The organism is Embleya sp. NPDC050154, from assembly GCF_044460165.1.
Classification (GTDB): Bacteria; Actinomycetota; Actinomycetes; order Streptomycetales; family Streptomycetaceae; genus Embleya.
On sequence record NZ_JBITJP010000001.1, the window covers coordinates 217,059 to 234,614 of the forward strand.

Consider the following 17,556-nt stretch of genomic DNA (forward strand, 5'->3'; position numbering starts at 1 on the left):
TACGAGGCCGAGGGTCTTCGCCGAACACCCGGTGGACGCCGCCGTGTCGACCCGCCTCATCGACGGGATCCTGCTGCCGCCGGCGGCCTCGGCGCCGCAGCCCTGGGCCGCCGGCGGGGCCTCGGCCGCCGGCATCTCGGCCTCCCCACCACGCGAGGTGGGGCCGATCGTTCGCGAGCCCGGCGGCGCGCGGTGTGGGGACTCCGTGCCCCGCCCCCACACCGCGCACGCGTGCCGTCAGGCCACCGGCACCCCCGCCTCGCCCGCGCGGGCCAGCCGCCGGTCCGCCTCGGCCTGGATGGTGTCCTTGTCGCCGATCTCCACATCCGGGATCGCGTCCGGCAGCACGTCCTCCATCCGACTCAACGGCCGGTACAACAACCCCACCAGGCCCCAGACACCCAGTGCGAGGCCGACCAGGACCAGCAACAGGCCGGTTCCGCGCCCGGGCCCGGTGCCCAGCACCACGCCCACCGAGTCGGCGAGCGCGCCGTCCGAGCGCAGCAGCGGCTCGAACACCCGGTCCGCCAGCGGTCCCGCGGTCAGGAAGCCGAGCGGCATCATCGACATCGCCAGCATCTGATTGGTGGCCAGCACCCGCCCCTGCAACTCCATCCCGACCTTGGTCTGGATCAGAGCCATCCAGTGCGAGTTCAGGATCATCAGCGCCGCCCACAACACGAACAGCCCGATCGCCACGAACACCGGCTCGGGCCGGCTGCCCGCGAACACCGCGGCCACCCCCACCACCGAGGTGAAGCCGATCATGCCGGTCGCCCGCCGGGCGGTCCCGCCCCACAGCGCCATCACCAGCGCGCCCAGCACCGCGCCGACCCCGCCGACCGCGGTGACCACGCCCAGCGTCACCGCGGAGCCGTCGGCCAACACCATCGGGGTGACCAGCACGGTGGCCACCGCGAAGAGGTAGTTGAACACCACGAAGAAGACCACCATCGCCACCAGACCGCGCCGGCGCACGATGTAGCGCCACCCGGTGACCACTTCGCGCAGCAGCGGCTCCTCGCGCTTCTCGAACAGCGTGTCCGGGAAGCGCACCCGCAGCAGTACGCTCACCCCGATCAGGAACGTGGCCATGTCGAACAGCACCACGCCGTGCAGGCCGACCGCCGCGACCAGTACGCCGCCGGCCAGCGCGGCCAGCATGTCCCCGGAACCGGTGCCCAGTTGGGCCAGGCCGTTGGCCTGACCCAGGTAACGCTTGGGCACCAGCTGGGCGATCGCCGCGATGTAGGCGGGCCGTTGGAAGGCGTTGCACACCGAGCCGACGCAGGCGACCACGTACACGTGCCAGAGCTGTAGATGGTCGGTCCACAACAGCACGCCCAGCGACAACATCGCGGCGGCGGCCACCGTGTCGGTGACGATCATGATCCGCCGCCGGTCCACCCGGTCCGCGACCGCGCCCGCGATCGGCAACAACAACACCGCGGGCAGCACCGCGGCGACCGAGATCATCGCGAAGTCGAAGGCCGAACCGGTCCGCAGATAGACCCACACCCCCAGCGCGAAGGTGGACAGCGCGGTGCCGATCATCGACACGAACTGGCCGCCCGCCACCTTGGCGAAGGTGGCCAGATTCGGCCGGGCCGAGGCGGCCCGCGGGTCGGGAGGCGGGTCGGCGGCCCCGGGGCCGGGACCGGCCGACCAGCGGCTCAGCACCTCGGCCAGCTCGACGGCCTGGTGTTTGAGGAAGTAGTGCCCCGCGCGCGGGATCACCGCCAGTTCGACCCTGGGGCCGAAGTGCTCCCACTCCGCGTAGCGTTCCTCGTACAACAACGTCGCGCGGTCCTTGTCGCCCACCACACACAGGATCGGCGCGGCCACCGGCATCGGGCGCGCATCGCCGTAGGCACGCGTGTAGAAGTCCTCCGCCTGGCGCACGTCGTGCCGCAACGCCCGGATCAGGAAACGCTGTTCGGCCTCGTCGTAGACATCGGTGAAACCACCCATCGCGCGCAGGTAGTCGAGGTAGGCCCGGTCCGAGAGCAACCGGTCGCCGGGCAGCCGCCTGGCCACCCACTCGGCGAACCGCCCCGGAAGCCGAGCCGCCGGGAAGGTCCCGCCCAGTGCGACACCGCGCAGTTCGGCGCCCGCCGCCTCCAGGCGCCCGGCCAGCGCGGTGGCCAGCGCGCCGCCCAGACAGTGTCCGTAGAGCAGGATCGGCCCGCTGATCCGCTCGGTGATCCGTACCGCGAGCCGGTCGGCGAGTTGCTCCAGATCCTCGGGTTCCTCGTCCGGCCGACTGGGGTCGTGACCGGGCAACTCCACCGCGTACAGCCGATGTCCCGGGGGTAGCGCGTCCGCGAGTGGTTGGAAGGTGATCGGGCTGCCGCCGCCGTACGGCACACAGACCAGGGTCAGCGTGGTCGGTCCGGCGTCCTTGGTGAGCCGGTGCAGCAGCGGGCGCGGTCGCTCGGCCGGGCCGCCCGCACCGGCGCGCTCGTCGAGCAGGGCGGCGAGTTCACGTACGGTGGGGTGTTGGAACAGGTCGATGATGGACAGGCTCCGGCCGATCGTGCGGACCGCGCGCACGGCGGAGAAGCTGTCTCCGCCGAGCGCGAAGAAGTCGTCCGCCGCGCCGACCCCGGTCGTGGCCAGGACGTCGGCGAAGGTCGCGGCCACCGCCACCTCGGTGGGCGTGGACGGCTCGACGCGGCCCTCCTCCGCCGGCGCGAGTGCGGGCGCGGGCAGTGCCGCCCGGTCCACCTTGCCGGCGCCGGTCAACGGCAGCGCGGCCAGGACGAGCACCGCCGAGGGCACCATGTAGTCCGGCAACCGGGTTCGCAGGGCCGCCCGGATCGTGCCCCCGTCCACCGCCGCCGTGGCGTCCGCGACCACGTACCCCACCAGCTTGCGTGCGGCGCCCTCGCCCCGGGCCACCACGATCGCCTCGCGCACCCCCGGCTGCGCGCCGAGTTCCACCTCGACCTCGCCGATCTCGACCCGGAAACCGCGGATCTTGACCTGCTGATCGGCCCGGCCCAGGAACTCGATCGCTCCGTCCGCACGACGCCGGACCAGGTCCCCGGTGCGATACGCGCGCCGCCCGGCCCACTCGACGAAGCGCTCGGCGGTCAGGTCCGCGCGCGCGAGATAGCCGCGCGCCAACCCCGCTCCCGTCACGTACAGTTCTCCCGGCACGCCGATCGGCAGCTCGCGCCCGTGCGGGTCCAGCACGTACGCGCCGACGTTGCCGAACGGCAGCCCCAGCGGCGCGCTCGCCGCACCGGCCGGCACCGCGGTCACCGGCGTGCCGAGCATCGACACGGTGGTCTCGGTCGGCCCGTAGTGGTTGTGCAGCGCCAACTCCGGCCGGGCCGCCCGCAGGCGGTCCACCGCGTCCGCGCGCAACGGCTCGCCCGCGCAGATCAGCAACGCGCGCGGAAGCACGTCGGCGAGCCGATCGCCGAGCGCGGCCAGGCCCTCCAGGTGGCTGGGCACCAGTTTCATCGCGTCGACGCGATGCGTGCCCAGGTACCGGGCGAACGCGTCCGGATCGGTGGCCTGATCCCGGGTGAGCAGGTGCAGGCAGCCACCGCCGGTGAGCGCGCCGAACACATTGGTGGTGCCCAGGTCGGCGGCGAACGTGGAGACCAGCGCCCAGTTCCACGGCCGCCCGTCGGCCGTCCGTCCGGGGCCCACCCGTTCCCGCAGGCCGTGCAGGTAGTTGCGGTAGTTGCGGTGCTCGACGGCGACCGCCTTGGGCGCGCCGGTGGATCCGGACGTGAACAACACGTAGCACAGGTGGTCCGGCCGCACGTCCACGACCGGAGGTCCCGGATCCGCGTCCGCGGGCGCCTCCTCGGGCACCACCACGGGCAGCGCCCCGGCCACCCGGGACCGCAGTTCCTCCGTCGTGACCACCGCGACCGCGTCGGCGGCCGTGAGCAGCGCGCGAACCCGCTCGTCGGGATACAGCGGGTCCAGCGGCAGGTACGCGCCACCGGCCTTGAGGATGCCGAGCATGCCGACGATCAGCGCGGTCGAGCGCTCCGCGAACAGCCCGACGATGCGATCCGGCCCCACCCCGAGGTCGCGCAGCCGATGCGCCAACACGTCGGCACGGCTGTCGAGTTCGGCATAGCTCAGCTCGCCGTCCACGCCGCGCACGGCGGGTGCGTGCGGCGTGCGGCGGGCCTGCTCCTCGATCAGGCCGTGCAGGGTGCCGTCGGTGTCCCAGTCCCGGGCGGTGTCGTTCCAGCCCGCGAGCTGCCGCCTTTCGCCGGCGGTGAGCAGCGGCAGTTCGGTCACCGGGCGGTCCGGGTCGGCGATCATCGCGTCCAGCACGGTGATCAGGTGCCCGAACACCCGCCGGATGCTCGCCTCGTCGTAGAGCACGCTGCGCCACACCAGGTCGGCGACGAGTTCTTCGGCGGGCCCGGTGTCGAGCACGGCGAGCGACAGGTCGAACTTCGCCGCGCCGGTGTGCGTGTCGCACCACTCGACCTCGACGCCGGGCAGCGTGGGCCGGGCCGGCGCCTGGTTGTGCACGTTCAACAGGACTTGGAACAGCGGTGTGTAGGCGAGTTCACGATCCAGGTCGAGCGCGTCGATCAGCCGGTCGAACGGGAGTTCCTGGCGCGCGAAGGCGGCGAGGGTGTCCTCGCGGACCCGGCCGAGCAACTCGCGTACCGTCGGGTCGCCGGACAGGTCGGTACGCATCGCCAAAGTGTTCACGAAACAGCCTATTAGGGCATCCGTGCTGCGGTGCGTGCGCCCCGCGACCGGGCTGCCCACGGTGACGTCGGTGACGCCGTTGTACCGGGCCAGCACGACCTGCAGCGCGCTGAGCAGCACCATGTACGTGGTACCGCCGGTGCGTTCGGCCAGGACCCGGATGCGGCGCGAGCGGTCCCTGCCGAAGCAGACCTCGATCCGCTCGCCCCGGGTGTCCGCGACGGCCGGACGTGGCCGGTCCACCGGCACGCTCACCGTGGCCGGCGCGCCCCGCAACCGGGCCCGCCACCAGGTCTGCTGGCGGTCGAGTTCGGCGGCCAGGGTGGTCTGCTGCCGGTACGCGACGTCCGCGTATTGGACCGGCAACGGCGCGAGTTCGGGTGGATGACCGGCACAACGCGCGGTGTACGCGGCGGCCAGGTCGTCGAACAGCACGCCCACCGACCAGGCGTCGGCGGCGATGTGGTGCAGCACCAGGCTCAGCACGTGCCTATCGCCCGTACGGAACAGAACTGCCCGGATCGGGAGTTCGTGGGACACGTCGAAGGGGCGGCGGGCCTCGACGGCGAGCCGGGCGGTCACCTCCGCCTCGGACACGTCGAGCACGGACACCCGGAACTGGTCGATGTCGTGCACGGTGGGCAGGACATGTCCGTCCACGCTGGGATACACCGTGCGCAGCACCTCGTGCCGGGCGACCACGTCGCTCAGCGCGGTCACCAGCGCGTTCCGGTCCGGTCGACCGGTCAGGCGCAGCACGAGCGGCATGTTGTAGGCGGCGCCGTCGGGTTCGTACTGGGCGAGGAACCACATCCGGCGTTGCGCGGCGGAGAGCGGCGCGGGCACGTCGGCGGGCCTGGGCACCAGGTCGGCACGGGGTGCGGCGACTCGGGCCCGGGCGAGCCGGCTGCGGAGCAGGTCACGGCGTGCGCGGTCGGGTTCGGGTTCGGGGCGCGTGGTCAGGATCTCCTCGGAGTCGGTCATCGCGCCTCCAGGTCGGTCGAGTCGGTCGAGTCGGTGTGCCCGTTCGCGACGTTCGGCCCGCTGGGGTGGCCGAAGTCGGGCTCGGGTTCGTCGAGTTCGCTCAGCAGGATGTCCTCGATCCGGCGGGCCATCGCGGCCAGTGTCGGCGCCTCGAAGACCACGCGCAGCGGGAAGTCGATCTCGAAGCGCTCGCTCACCAGGGCCATCAGGCGCAGCCCGAGCAGCGAGTTGCCGCCCAGCGCGAGGAAGGTGTCGTCGCGGCCGATCCGGTCCGGGCCGAGCAGTTCGTACCAGATCTCGGCCAGGATCTCCTCGCAATCGCCCTCGGGGGGCGCTCCGCTGCCGCCGGGCCGGGGTTCGGGCAGGGCGGCCCGGTCGACCTTGCCGGCGGGGGTCAGCGGCAGCGCGTCGAGCGGGACGAGCACACCGGGCACCATGTGTCGGGGCAACCGCTCGCCGAGCGCGGCGATCAGGTCCGTCGGGTCGAACGGGCCGTCCGGGACGACGTAGCCGACCAGGGTCGGTCCGGCCGGTCCGTCCCACAGGGTCGCGACCGCGGCCGTGACGCCCGCGAGCGCGGTCAGTTCCGCCTCGATCTCGCCCAACTCGATCCGGAATCCGCGCAGTTTGACCTGATGGTCGGCGCGCCCGTGGTACTCGAGGGTGCCGTCGCGTCGGCGGCGGGCGAGGTCGCCGGTGCGGTACATCAGTGTTCCGGGTGGGCCCATCGGGTCCTGGACGAAGCGTTCGGCGGTCTGTTCGGCCCGGCCGAGGTAGCCCAGCGCGACCCCGGCGCCCGCGATGCACAGTTCGCCGGGAGCGTTGACCGGCGCGGGACGCCCGGCCGGGTCCAGTACATAGACGCGGGTGTTGGCGATAGGTGCGCCGAGCGGGACCACGGGCAGCGCGGCGTGCGAGCGGTCGACGCGCAGGACGGTGGACCACACGGTGGTCTCGGTGGGGCCGTACATGTTCCACACCCGCGCGCAGCGATCCAGCAGCGCGCCGGCCAGGTCCCCGGTGAGCGCCTCGCCGCCGCAGAGCGCGACCAGCGCGGCCGGCCAGGTCCCGTTCGCGTCCAGCAACATCCGCCACGTGGCCGGCGTCGCCTGACAGACCGTCACCCGGTGCTGCGCGAGCCAGTCGGCGAGCCGTCGGCCGTCGGCGGCGGTGGCCCGGTCGGCGATCACCACCCGGGCGCCGACCACCAGCGGCAGCCACAACTCCAGCGCGGCGATGTCGAAGGTGAGCGTGGTGACCGCGGCCATCGTGTCGGCGGCGGTCAGTCCGGGTTCCTCGGCCATCGAGAGCAGGAAGTTGACGATCGCCCGGTGCGGTACGGCGACCGCCTTGGGACGGCCGGTGGAGCCGGAGGTGTGGATCAGGTACGCCGGGTCCTCCGCCTCGGCCCGCCCGTCGAGCGGGCTCTCGTCGGCCGCGCCGACCTCGGTGCCGTCCACCGCGATCACGTCGTAGCCGGGGTCGGCCAACAGCGGGATGTCGGCGGCGGGCGCGCTCGGGCCGACGATCAGGGTGACCTTGGCGTCGTCGAGCAGGGCCCGGTTGCGGGCGATCGGCTGGTCGGTGTCGATCGGCAGGTAGGCCGCGCCGGTGCGGAGCACGCCCAGCAGGGCGGCGGGCAACAGGTGGGTGCGTGGCATGGCGATCGCGACCAGGGTGCCGCGATCGGCGCCGCGCCGGCGCAGGACGTGTGCCAACCGGTTCGCGGTGGCGTCCAGTTCGGCGTAGGTGAGGCTGCCGGTGTCCGCCACGACGGCGATCTCGTTCGGGGTGCGGGCGATCCGCGCCGCGACCAGGTCGGGCAGCCGCAGGTCGGGCCGGGCGATCGGGGCCGGGTTGACGGCCTCGATCAGCCGGTGTCGTTCGGCCGGGTCGAGCATGATCGTTTCGCCGATCGGCCGGTCCGGCGCGGTCAGGACCTCGGCCAGCACCGCCAGCAGGTGGTCCACGATGGTCTCGATCGACGCGGCGTCGTAGCGTCCGGTGCGGTACTCCACGGACAACAGCGGTCCGGCCGCCGGGAACTCGACGAACATCGACACATCGGTCTTGGCCCCGCCGTTGCACACCTCGTTCACGAACTCCAGGGTCAGGCCCGGCAGTTCCACCGAAGCGCCCGGGTGGTTCTGGACCGCGAGCAGGATCTGCGAGACGGGGGTCGAGGTCTCCGCACCCGAGACGCCGGCGAAGCGGAGCTGCTCCAGGTACGGCAGCGCGCTGTGGTCGAGCGCGTCGAGCACCACCGGGCGCAGTCGGCGCACCAGTTCCCGGAACGTGTCGGTGCCCTCGACCCGGAAGCGCAGCGGAACCGTGTTCAGCAACGGACCGATGACGTTTTCGAGTTCGGGCAGCGGGCGGACCGCGAACGGACTGAGCACCGCCTGATCGGTGCGGCCGGTGTAGCGGTGCACCAGCGTGCCGAGCGCGGCGAGCAGGGTCATGTACAGGCTGGCGCCCTCACCCGCCGCCCATTCCTCGGCGGCGCGCAGGAGGTCGGGATCCAGCCGGCGCGTCAACCGGGCTCCGCTCGGATCGAACGGGTCGGGCCGAGTGCGGTCGCCGGGCAGGTGCTGTTCGGTGGCCAGACCCCGGAGTCGGCCCGCCCAGCGCCGCGCCTCGTCGTGTTCGGCGTCCGCGTGCCGTCGTTCCCAGCGGGCCACGTCGGAGTACTGCAGGGCCGGTTCGGCGAGCGGCAACCCCTGGTAGGCGTGCGCCAGATCGCGCAGCAGCAGGCCGATCGACCAGCCGTCCATCGCGATGTGGTGCACGGTGAGCAGCAGTTCGTGCCGGTCCGGGGCGACCCGCACGGCCAGCGCGCGCAACAGCCGGCCCTCCGCCCGGTCCAGCGGCCGCAGCGCCTCGGCCCGCAGGACCGCGTCCAGGCGCTCCTCGTCCGCGCCCGGCAGATCCAGCAGGGTCGGCTCGACCGGGTAGGGCGGCCGGATCTCCACCACCGGTTGGCCGCCCCGGTGTACCAGCGCGGTGCGCAACACCTCGTGCCGGCGAACCACCTCGCCCAGTGCCCGGCCCAACGCGGCCACGTCCAGGTCGCCGCAGGCCCGGATCCGCAGCGGCACGTGGTACAGCGCGCTGCCCGGCCGGACCATCTCGTGCATTGTGAACTCGCCCTGCACGGTGCCGACCGTTGCCGGCGCGTGCGGTTCGCGGCACGGTGGCGACACCGTGGGCCGGGCCGACCCGGGGGACGCGTCGGCCTGCCGCACATGCTCGGCGAGGGCGGCCGGTGTGGGGTCGGCGAAGAACACGTCGAGCGGGATCCGCACTCCGCAGGCCCGCTGCACCCGGGCCAACAGCCCCACGGCGAGCAGGGAGTTGCCGCCGGACTCCAGAAACGGGTCGTGCACGCCGATGCGATCGGCGCCGAGGACCTCACGGAACAGGTCGGTGATGGTGGTCTCGGTCGGCGTCCCGGGCGCGACGAAATCGACGTCCCGGAAACGGGTCCGGGTCGCGACGGGCAGCGCGTTGCGGTCGATCTTGCCGTTGAGGGTGAGCGGCAGTGGGCTCAGCGGCGCCACCGCGTCCGGCAGCATGTAGGCCGGGAGTCGGGTCAGACAGTGCGCGCGCAACTCGGCCGGGGTGGGTTCGGGACCGCGTGCGGCGCCCTGCACGAACGCCGCCAGATACGGCCCCAGCGCGTCCTCGCGCAACACCACGGCGGCCGCCTGGACGCCGGGGTGCCCGGTCAACACCGCCTCGATCTCTCCGAGTTCGATGCGAAAGCCGCGCAGTTTGACCTGCTGGTCGACCCGCCCGTGATACTCCAGCGCGCCGTCGGGTCGACGGCGGACCAGGTCGCCGGTGCGATACCGACGCTCCCCCGCCACGGTGACGAACCGCTCGGCGGTCAGGTCGGGACGGCCGTGATATCCCTGCGCGAGACCATCGCCCGCCAGGTACAGCTCGCCGAGCTCGCCGGGGGCGATCGGTTCGCCGCTCTCGTCGTGCACGTGCGCGGTGGTGCCGGGCAGCGGTATGCCGATCAGCGGTTCGGCCCGGTCGGTGCGGTCGACCACGGCCCAGGTGGAGTACACGGTGTCCTCGGTCGGCCCGTACAGGTTGTAGAGCTGCTCGACCTGCGGACACGCGTATACCTGGTCCGCGACCCGACGCGAGAGCGCCTCGCCGACCAGGTTGATCGTGCGCGCCCCGGGCGGCAGTCCGGGCCCGCGTAAGAGCGCGGCCATCGCGCTGGGCACGGTGTTGATCAGGGTGACCTCGTCCCGCGCGGGCGCGTCCGCGAGCGCGAGCACGTTGTCCACCATAACGACGCCCGCACCCACCACGAGCGGGAGGAACAGCTCGTACACCGAGATGTCGAAGCACACCGAGGTGGAGAACAGCACCCTGTGGGTCTGGTCGGGCCGATAGGTGTCGGCCGCCCAGCGCAGCATCGCGGTGACCCCTCGGTGGGTCACCCGGACCCCCTTGGGGCGCCCGGTGGACCCGGACGTGTAGAGCACGTAGGCGAGTTCGTCCGGCCCGGTGTGCGCGCGGGCCGGGCGTACCGAATCGGCCGGGGCATCGGCGTCGACATACACCAGGTCGGCCGACGCGTCGGCGAGCAGGTGTTCGTGCGCGCGGTCGGTGACCACGACGGGAGCCCTTGCGTCACCGATCACCCACTCCAGTCGCTCCCGCGGGTACTCGGGGTCCAACGGGACGTACGCGGCACCCGCGCGCAGGACCGCGACCAACGTCGCGACCAGGTACGGGGTGCGCGGCAGGCAGACACCGACCAGGTCGCCCGCGGCCACCCCCGCCTCGGCCAGGCGCGCCCCGACCCGATCGGCCATGGCACCCAACTCGCGATAGGAGAGCCGATGTTCCCCGGCGATCAAGGCGATGAGCGTGGGCGAGTGCTCGATCCGGGCATCGACCAGAGCGGCCAGGGACGCGGTCGGATCCAGTACTGGGTGGGCGGTTGGACTCATCGACTCTCCTGAGGTGTCCTGATGCCGATTCGTGGTCGGCGGCGCAGACGATGTACTCCCGGGGAGATCGTGGAGGAAAGAGTTGACTGTGCCTAGCATCTGTCCCCCACTACTTCGGGTTGGCCGAAAGCCGCCGTCGCGGGCTGTGGGCACGGGGTTGAGCGGGATTGGAAGCGCATTGCTTCGGTTGCTTCGGTTGCTTCGGACTGCTTCGGATTGGATCCGACCGCATCGGATCGGGCCCGGTCGGGCCGCGTGCGGCCGGCCGGGTCGTGCCTGGGCTGGTCGCGTCCGGTCCGGTCGGGCCAGGGCCGGTCCGGACGCGCCCGGGTCGGGCGATCGGGAGCGCGGCCCGGCCGTCCCGGACGGTGGCTTCGGTACGGCGGGTGTGCCGCCCCTGACTCGGTACGGCGGGTGTGCCGCCCCTGACTCGGGCCGGTGGGTCGACGCCCCGAGGGGTGTCACGTGCCGGTCGATCTCGTGTGCGGTGGATCTCATGCGCCGGTGGATCTTGCGTGCCGGCGGGCCGCGTCGGCCCGTGCATCAAGAAGTACCGCCCCGGGCTTGCATCCCGCTTGGCTCGGGCCTGCTCCCGGGGCACGGACACCCCTCGTGGCGGCGGAGAGCCACCCGGGCGACCTACGCACAACCACCGGCCGACCACCGCGCGTACCCGACCGTTGGGCAGAGCTTCAGCGTCGCGTGATCGGGGGTTCGCCCACGCTCCCTAGCGTTTCGAACATGCCTTCGCAGACAACTTCGTCCCCGTTCCGGCTGCCTCGGCGGCATCGCTCCCGACTCCGCGTCGGCGCCGTGGTCGCCGCCCTCGGGATCGGCGCCACCGCCACCCTGACCGGCGTCTCGGTAGCCGCCCCGGACGCCCCCGCCGCGCCGCCCGCCGGCGACGTAGTCGTGTCCGAGGACTTCACCGGCTCCGCGCTACCCACCGGGTGGCGGGCGGTCGAGGGTGCTTGGAAGGTCGAGAACGGCCGCCTGGTCGGCACCTCGGCGAACTCCGGCCAACAGAGCCGGATCACCTTCGGCCGGCATCTGGACGACTTCCGCTTCGAGGCGGTCGTCCGCTTCGAGAGCGCCGTCGACGCCGCACGCTGGACCGCGTTCGGCCTGGACGTGCCCGCCGCCGGCACGACCCCGTGGTCCATCGCGACCATGCGCACCGGTACCACCGCCGCCAACGGCCTGGAGTTCGCCCAGCGCACCACCGGCGACGCGTGGAATGTGACCGACACCGGTTCGGCGCCGGCCGCCGCCGGGACCGGCCGGGACGTGCGAGTCGCGGTGGAGGTGCACGGCAGCCGGGCACGACTGGTCGTGGACGGCCGCGAGGCGTTGCGCAGCACCCGGGTCCAGCGCTCCGCCGACGGCGCACAGGCGCTGCTCGTCAACGGTTCGCGGGTCTCCTTCGACGACGTCAAGGTCACCCGACTGGCCCCGGAGGCGAACGCCTACCTGCGCGCGCCCGGCGCCCCGCTCACCGTGATCGCGCACCGCGGCGCGTCCTCCGCCGCGCCGGAGAACACGCTGATCTCCGACGAGACCGCCCGCCGGGCCGGTGCCGACTGGATCGAGAACGACGTCCAGCCCAGCAAGGACGGCATCCCGCACATCCTGCACGACGACACGGTCGACCGGACCACCGACGGCAAGGGCCGGATCCGCGACCTGACGGCCGCTCAACTCGCCGCCCTGGACGCCGGCTCGTGGTTCTCCCCGCTGCACACCGGGGCCCGAGTGCCGACCCTGCGCGCGCAACTGGAGGACCTGCGCACGCGCGGCGGCAACCTGCTCCTGGAGATCAAGGGCAAGCACAGCAAGGACGAGGTCTCCCGGATCGTCGAGGACATCCGCGACACCGGCATGAGCGGCCGGGTCTTCGTCCAGAGCTTCGAGGTCGACGCGCTCACCCTCACCCACGAACTGGCCCCCGATCTGCCGCTCGGTCTGCTGCGCGGCAACCTGGACGCGGATCCGGTCGCGCTCGCCAAGCAGCTCGACCTCAAGGCCTACAACCCCTCGGCCGCCGGCCTGGCCAAGCGCCCCGGTGTGGTCGCCGACCTGCACCGCGCCGGCGTCGCGGTCATGGTCTGGACGGTCGACGACGCGACCGGGTGGAAGACCCTGGAGGCGGGCGGCGCGGACGCGATCATCACCAACCGTCCCGCCGAGCTGGCCGGCTGGAACGCCGCCTGGCGCCAGACCGGCACTCCCGAGCCGCCCGCCGCACCCACCGTCGAGGTGCTCGCACCGGCCGCCGGCGCCCAGGTCGAGCGCGCGAGCAACCCGGTCCCCTCGCTCCGCACCACAGGCGCCGAAACGGTCCGACTCACGCTGGACGGGCGGGAGTTCGCCGCCGGTACGCCGATCGACTCGGGCACGCTGCCGCTCGGCGCGCACACGCTGCGGGCCGAGGCCAAGGGCCCGGGCGGCACCACGGTCGCGGAGTCGACCTTCACCGTCACCGCCTCGCGGGCCGGCCTCGCCCACCTGATCCTGACCTCCACCGCCGACCGCAACGCGATCGCGACCCTGACCACGATGCTCGCCCACGACCAGTACCAGGCACTCGCCCGCTGGGCCGACAACCAGGCCGGCCGCACCATCCCGGCCCCCCGGGCCGGGTTGATCGCCTCGGACGCTCGCGCACTGGGCTGATCGGGCCGGTTCGCCCGCGCTGCGCCGACCGGGGGGAAGCGCGGCGCGGGCGAGCCGCCCTCACGCCGAACACGGGCGAGGTGGACCAACGTGCCGAAGGGCACGCCACCTCGCCCATCGGCCCGCCCAGGGGGACGTGGGGGCTCCCTAGTGGCCGGGAACCAGATCACCCAGGCGATGAGCCACGCTCGTGGACGCCGCGCCGGCCTGGGCGGTTCGGCGGGCGAGGCCGACGTCGTGCCGGAGGGCGTGCGCCCGGTGCCGGCTGCGCCACGCGAGTGAGGGCTTGCCGCCGGTGTCGGCGGAGGCGATCAGCAGACCCCCGAGCATCGACACGTTCTTGAGGAAGTGGACGCGCTGACCCGCCCGTTCCTGCTTGTCCTCGGCATCCCAGAAGCGATGTCCGGCAAGAGTGGTGGGCACCAGGGTGGCGGCGAGCGCGAGCGCGGACAGGCGCGGCACCCGGCCGAGGGCGAGCAGCGTGCCGGCGACCAGTTGCACGCCGCCGTTCAGGCGTACCGCCGTACGGATGTCGGCCGGCACGATCGGCACCAGCCCGGCGATCCGCCGCACCACCGGTTCGGCGACCGGCACCACGCGGTCCGGACGCAGCACGGCGTCGTACCCCTGCAGCACGTAGATCGAGGCCAGCATGGGACGCGCGAAGGTTCTCAACACAGCCATGCCGGGACGAGTGCCCCCGGAACGCGCGCCTCGAACCCACCCCTGCCGGAGGCGACTCCCGGTCGGCGAAACACCTCGGCCGGTGATCCGACGATCCGCCGGTATGCCCGGACGCGGACCGTACACTGCGGGAATGGCCCAACGGAACGCGGCGAGTGCCCTGGTGTTGCTGGTCCCCGACGTCGAGCAGGTCGTCGAGCCCTGGCGCGAGCGCTACGACCCGCGCAGCGCCGAGGGCATCCCGGCGCATGTCACGGTGCTCTATCCCTGGCTACCGCCCTCCGACATCGGGCCCGCGGACCTGGCCGCGCTCGCCGACATCGCCGCCGGGTGCCCCGCGCTGGACCTGGTCTTCGCCCGGGTCGGCCAGTTCCACCGCGGGTTGTGGCTCGCGCCCGATCCGGCCGAGCCGGTGTCGCGCCTGATCGAGGCGGTATCCGACCGCTGGCCGGACCATCTCCCCTATGGCGGCGCGTACCTGGACGACCCCGACGACGTCGGTCCGCACCTGACCGTCGCCCTGGGGCAGGGCCCCGACGAACTGCGGGCGCTGGCGCAGGAGGTGAGCGGCCGACTGCCGTTGACCGCCCGGGTCGACCGGCTCGACCTGGTCGTCGGCGACGACGACGGCAACTGGGTCCTCCGCGAGGCGTTCCCGTTCGCGCCGCGCACCACCGAACCCGATACGAACACCGGTGTCGCCACCGCGTCCTAGCCGCGCGCGAACCGACCGGTTGCCGGGACCGACCGGTTGCCGGACCGGTCGATCGCGGCCGATCGCGGGACCGGCCGGCTTACGAGAGCGGCCCACCGCCGACCCGGCCGGCCGCGCGGGCCTTGCGTTGGCGCTCGGACAGGGCCGCCTGGGAGACGTCCACGGCCTGCGTCTTGAGGTTCTTGTAGCCGTAGCCGCGCTCGTCCAGCCGCGCCTGTGCGCCGGCCGGCGCCCGGGCGGTCGCCGGGACGATGTCCTCTTCCGCCTCCCCGGAGTCCAGGAAGCGGCACGTGAAGAAGGGCCGCGACGCCGGATCGTAGGTCAGCTGCCCCTCCGTGGTGAAGGCGGCCCGCAGCACGTCGTGCTCGGCCGCCCGTGCGAGCAACTCGGCCCGCTGCGCGTCACTCAGTCCATCGAAGGCACCGCGAACCGTGATGCGAAAACCGCGCTCACTCATGCCTCGAACCCTGGACATCCCCTCAACCGGTGTCGAGGGCCGGCACGACGCGGACGCGGGTGAGGGTGGGGTGGGCCGGCCCGGATGCCCTCCTCGTCAGCTCTCCTTGGTCCAGGAGCCGAGCACCATGAGCGTCTTGGTGCCCGTGACGTTGCCGTTGCGGCGCAGGTGGTCGATGACCTGTTGGAGGTGGGTGATGTCGCGGACACGGACGTGGATGAGGGCGTCCGGGTCGCCGGCGATCGTGTACACGGCCTGCACCTCGGGCGTGTCCGTCGCGGTGCGGACGATCTCGCTGACCGGCATGCTGCCGGGGTAGCGCAGCTCGGTGAACGCCTCCACCCCCCAGCCGAGCTTGGCGTGGTCGATCTGGACCGTGAAGCCGGTGATCACACCCTCCTCGCGCATCCGGTCCACACGGCGCTTGACCGCCGCGACGGACAGGCCGATCTGGCCCGCCATCTCGGAGAAGGTCCGCCGTCCGTCCTCGCGCAGCATGCGCAGGATGTTGTGGTCGATGCTGTCGATCTCGGCCATGCTCGGCGCTCCACTCCTCGGCACTGCCCACGCAAAACTCCAGGCCCGGAACCTGGCCGGCAGGCAAGAATCTTGCGGCTTCGAACCGATTCCGCGCAAGGGGCTTGCGCCGATCACCCGGATGCTCGCGCCGGGCCGCGGCGGTGAGCGGCACCGGAGCCGGGCGCCCGGCCCGATACGCTTCCGGCCGGGACTCCGGCACGATGACCCGTCGACCGGACCGGGAGGGGACGCGGCATGGGCGGCACACGAACGCATCGCGGCGGTACGGACGATGCCCCCGACGCATCCGACGACGCGCCGGGCCACCGACACCACGCGGCCGGCCACGGCCACGCACACGGGCACAGTCACGCGCACGGACCACCCTCGCCCGTCTCGGCCCGGCTGCGTCGCCTGGTGGCCGCCGTCCTGATCCCGTTCGCGGCGGCCGTGGTGGTGGGCCTGGTGATGCTGTGGCCGGGCAGCACACCGGCGCATCCGCGTACCGGGGTGGGCTTCGACCAGGAGACCCGCGACGGACGGGTCACCAAGGTCGAGGAACTGCCCTGCGCCCGGGCCGACGCCGAGGCCTTCGCCGGCGCGGCGGGCCCGTCCGCCCCCGATGCCGCGTCCGACCCGCCCGGATCGGCCGACGGGCACGCCGCGCCGCCCGGCGACCCCGCCGCCGAACCGGGCGACGTGCCCTGGCCCCCGCCCTCCCCCGGCGCCTCCACCGCGCCCGGCTCGGGCGCCGCGCGCGCCGACTGCCACCGGGCCACGATCGAGGTCACCTCGGGCGCCGACAAGGGTCGCTCGGTCACCGAACTGGTCCGGCCGACCGAGTTGCGCCGGTTCTCGGTCGGGCAGGGGGTGGTGCTCGCGTACGCTCCCAACGCGCCCGAGGACCTGAGGTACTCGGTGATCGACGTCCGGCGCGGTCCGCCGATGTTGCTGCTCGCCGGCCTGTTCGCGGTCGCGGTGATCGTGGTCGGGCGTCTGCGCGGCCTGACCGCGCTGATCGCTTTGGCGATCAGCTTCGCGGTCCTGTCGTTCTTCATCCTGCCCGCGATCCTGCACGGGTCCGATCCGCTCCTGGTCGCGGTCGTCGGCGGCAGCGCGATCATGTTCGTGGCCCTGTACCTGTGCCACGGGATATCCGCGCGGACCTCGGTCGCGGTGGTCGGCACCCTGGTATCGCTGTCCCTGATCGGGGTCCTGGGCTCGCTGTTCATCGGTTGGGCGCATCTGACCGGCAACACCTCCGACGAGACCGGTCTGGTGCACGCGTTGTATCCCGACATCGAGTTGCACGGTCTGTTGTTGGCCGGGTTCATCATCGGATCGTTGGGCGTCCTGGACGATGTGACGGTCACTCAGACGTCGGCGGTATGGGAACTCAAGCAGGCCGACCCGACCATGACGGCCCGTCGGTTGTATCGGGCGGGCATCCGGATCGGTCGCGATCACATCGCGTCCACCGTCAACACCCTGGTATTGGCCTACGCGGGCGCGGCGTTGCCGCTGATGCTGCTGTTCTCGATCGCCCGTCGGGACGTCCTGGACGTGGCCACCAGCGAGATCGTCGCGGAGGAGATCGCCCGCACCCTGGTCGGCAGCATCGGCCTGGTCGCCTCGGTCCCGGTGACCACCGCGCTGGCGGCGATCCTGGCGGCGGCCGATCACGGCAGGCCCGGCAAGGGCGGGCCCGGCAAGGGCGGGCCCGGCAAGGGCGGGCCCGGCAAGGGCGGGCCCGGCAAGGGCGGGCCCGGCAAGGGCGGGGCCGCCCCGGTGCCGATGCCCGCCGCCCGGGGCCGGCATCGGGGCCGCTGAGACGGCGGCCCCGATCGGCG

The 17,556-nt window shown here is 72.9% G+C and carries 8 protein-coding genes; 3 read left to right on the plus strand and 5 right to left on the minus strand.

Annotated elements, in window-relative coordinates; translation table 11 throughout:
* Positions 1–237: 237 nt before the first annotated feature.
* Together ACIBSV_RS00950 and ACIBSV_RS00955 are read right to left on the minus strand one after the other, a co-directional pair.
* Positions 238–5,682 (minus strand): amino acid adenylation domain-containing protein, encoded by a 5,445-nt coding sequence (locus ACIBSV_RS00950; RefSeq protein ID WP_395858752.1) that lies wholly within the window; start codon positions 5,680–5,682, stop codon positions 238–240.
* Positions 5,679–10,658, minus strand: coding sequence for an amino acid adenylation domain-containing protein (locus tag ACIBSV_RS00955; RefSeq protein ID WP_395858753.1), 4,980 nt, complete (start codon positions 10,656–10,658; stop codon positions 5,679–5,681). Before ACIBSV_RS00955 ends, ACIBSV_RS00950 begins: the two co-directional genes overlap by 4 nt.
* A 741-nt stretch (positions 10,659–11,399) precedes the next feature.
* On the opposite strand from ACIBSV_RS00955, the gene ACIBSV_RS00960 reads away from it, so the two are divergent.
* Entirely contained in the window at positions 11,400–13,331 is a 1,932-nt protein-coding gene (locus tag ACIBSV_RS00960) for a glycerophosphodiester phosphodiesterase (RefSeq protein WP_395858755.1), read from the plus strand.
* Between the two features lie 147 nt (positions 13,332–13,478).
* Here ACIBSV_RS00960 and ACIBSV_RS00965 read toward each other — a convergent pair whose 3' ends face one another.
* On the minus strand, positions 13,479–14,015 hold the full coding sequence (locus ACIBSV_RS00965; protein WP_395858756.1) for a DoxX family protein: 537 nt from the start codon (positions 14,013–14,015) through the stop codon (positions 13,479–13,481).
* A gap of 133 nt (positions 14,016–14,148) precedes the next feature.
* Between ACIBSV_RS00965 and ACIBSV_RS00970 the strand changes: the two genes are divergently transcribed.
* Positions 14,149–14,730: a 2'-5' RNA ligase family protein gene (locus ACIBSV_RS00970; RefSeq protein WP_395858757.1), complete on the plus strand. Its 582-nt coding sequence runs from the start codon at positions 14,149–14,151 to the stop codon at positions 14,728–14,730.
* Positions 14,731–14,809: 79 nt separating this feature from the next.
* On the opposite strand, the gene ACIBSV_RS00975 is transcribed toward ACIBSV_RS00970, so the two are convergent.
* Both ACIBSV_RS00975 and ACIBSV_RS00980 read right to left on the minus strand, forming a co-directional pair.
* Positions 14,810–15,187 (minus strand): DUF6204 family protein, encoded by a 378-nt coding sequence (locus tag ACIBSV_RS00975; protein ID WP_395858758.1) that lies wholly within the window; start codon positions 15,185–15,187, stop codon positions 14,810–14,812.
* Positions 15,188–15,283: 96 nt separating this feature from the next.
* On the minus strand, positions 15,284–15,724 hold the full coding sequence (locus tag ACIBSV_RS00980; RefSeq protein WP_395858759.1) for an Lrp/AsnC family transcriptional regulator: 441 nt from the start codon (positions 15,722–15,724) through the stop codon (positions 15,284–15,286).
* Between the two features lie 237 nt (positions 15,725–15,961).
* On the opposite strand from ACIBSV_RS00980, the gene ACIBSV_RS00985 reads away from it, so the two are divergent.
* On the plus strand, positions 15,962–17,536 hold the full coding sequence (locus ACIBSV_RS00985; protein WP_395858760.1) for a YibE/F family protein: 1,575 nt from the start codon (positions 15,962–15,964) through the stop codon (positions 17,534–17,536).
* Positions 17,537–17,556: the final 20 nt, after the last annotated feature.

Excerpts from the sequence above, each read along its gene's own strand:
- ACIBSV_RS00950 (WP_395858752.1), bottom strand. The coding sequence starts at position 5,682 with ATGACCGACTCCGAGGAGATCCTGACCACGCGCCCCGAACCCGAACCC.
- ACIBSV_RS00955 (WP_395858753.1), bottom strand. The coding sequence starts at position 10,658 with ATGAGTCCAACCGCCCACCCAGTACTGGATCCGACCGCGTCCCTGGCC.
- ACIBSV_RS00960 (WP_395858755.1), top strand. The coding sequence starts at position 11,400 with ATGCCTTCGCAGACAACTTCGTCCCCGTTCCGGCTGCCTCGGCGGCAT.
- ACIBSV_RS00965 (WP_395858756.1), bottom strand. The coding sequence starts at position 14,015 with ATGGCTGTGTTGAGAACCTTCGCGCGTCCCATGCTGGCCTCGATCTAC.
- ACIBSV_RS00970 (WP_395858757.1), top strand. The coding sequence starts at position 14,149 with ATGGCCCAACGGAACGCGGCGAGTGCCCTGGTGTTGCTGGTCCCCGAC.
- ACIBSV_RS00975 (WP_395858758.1), bottom strand. The coding sequence starts at position 15,187 with ATGAGTGAGCGCGGTTTTCGCATCACGGTTCGCGGTGCCTTCGATGGA.
- ACIBSV_RS00980 (WP_395858759.1), bottom strand. The coding sequence starts at position 15,724 with ATGGCCGAGATCGACAGCATCGACCACAACATCCTGCGCATGCTGCGC.
- ACIBSV_RS00985 (WP_395858760.1), top strand. The coding sequence starts at position 15,962 with ATGGGCGGCACACGAACGCATCGCGGCGGTACGGACGATGCCCCCGAC.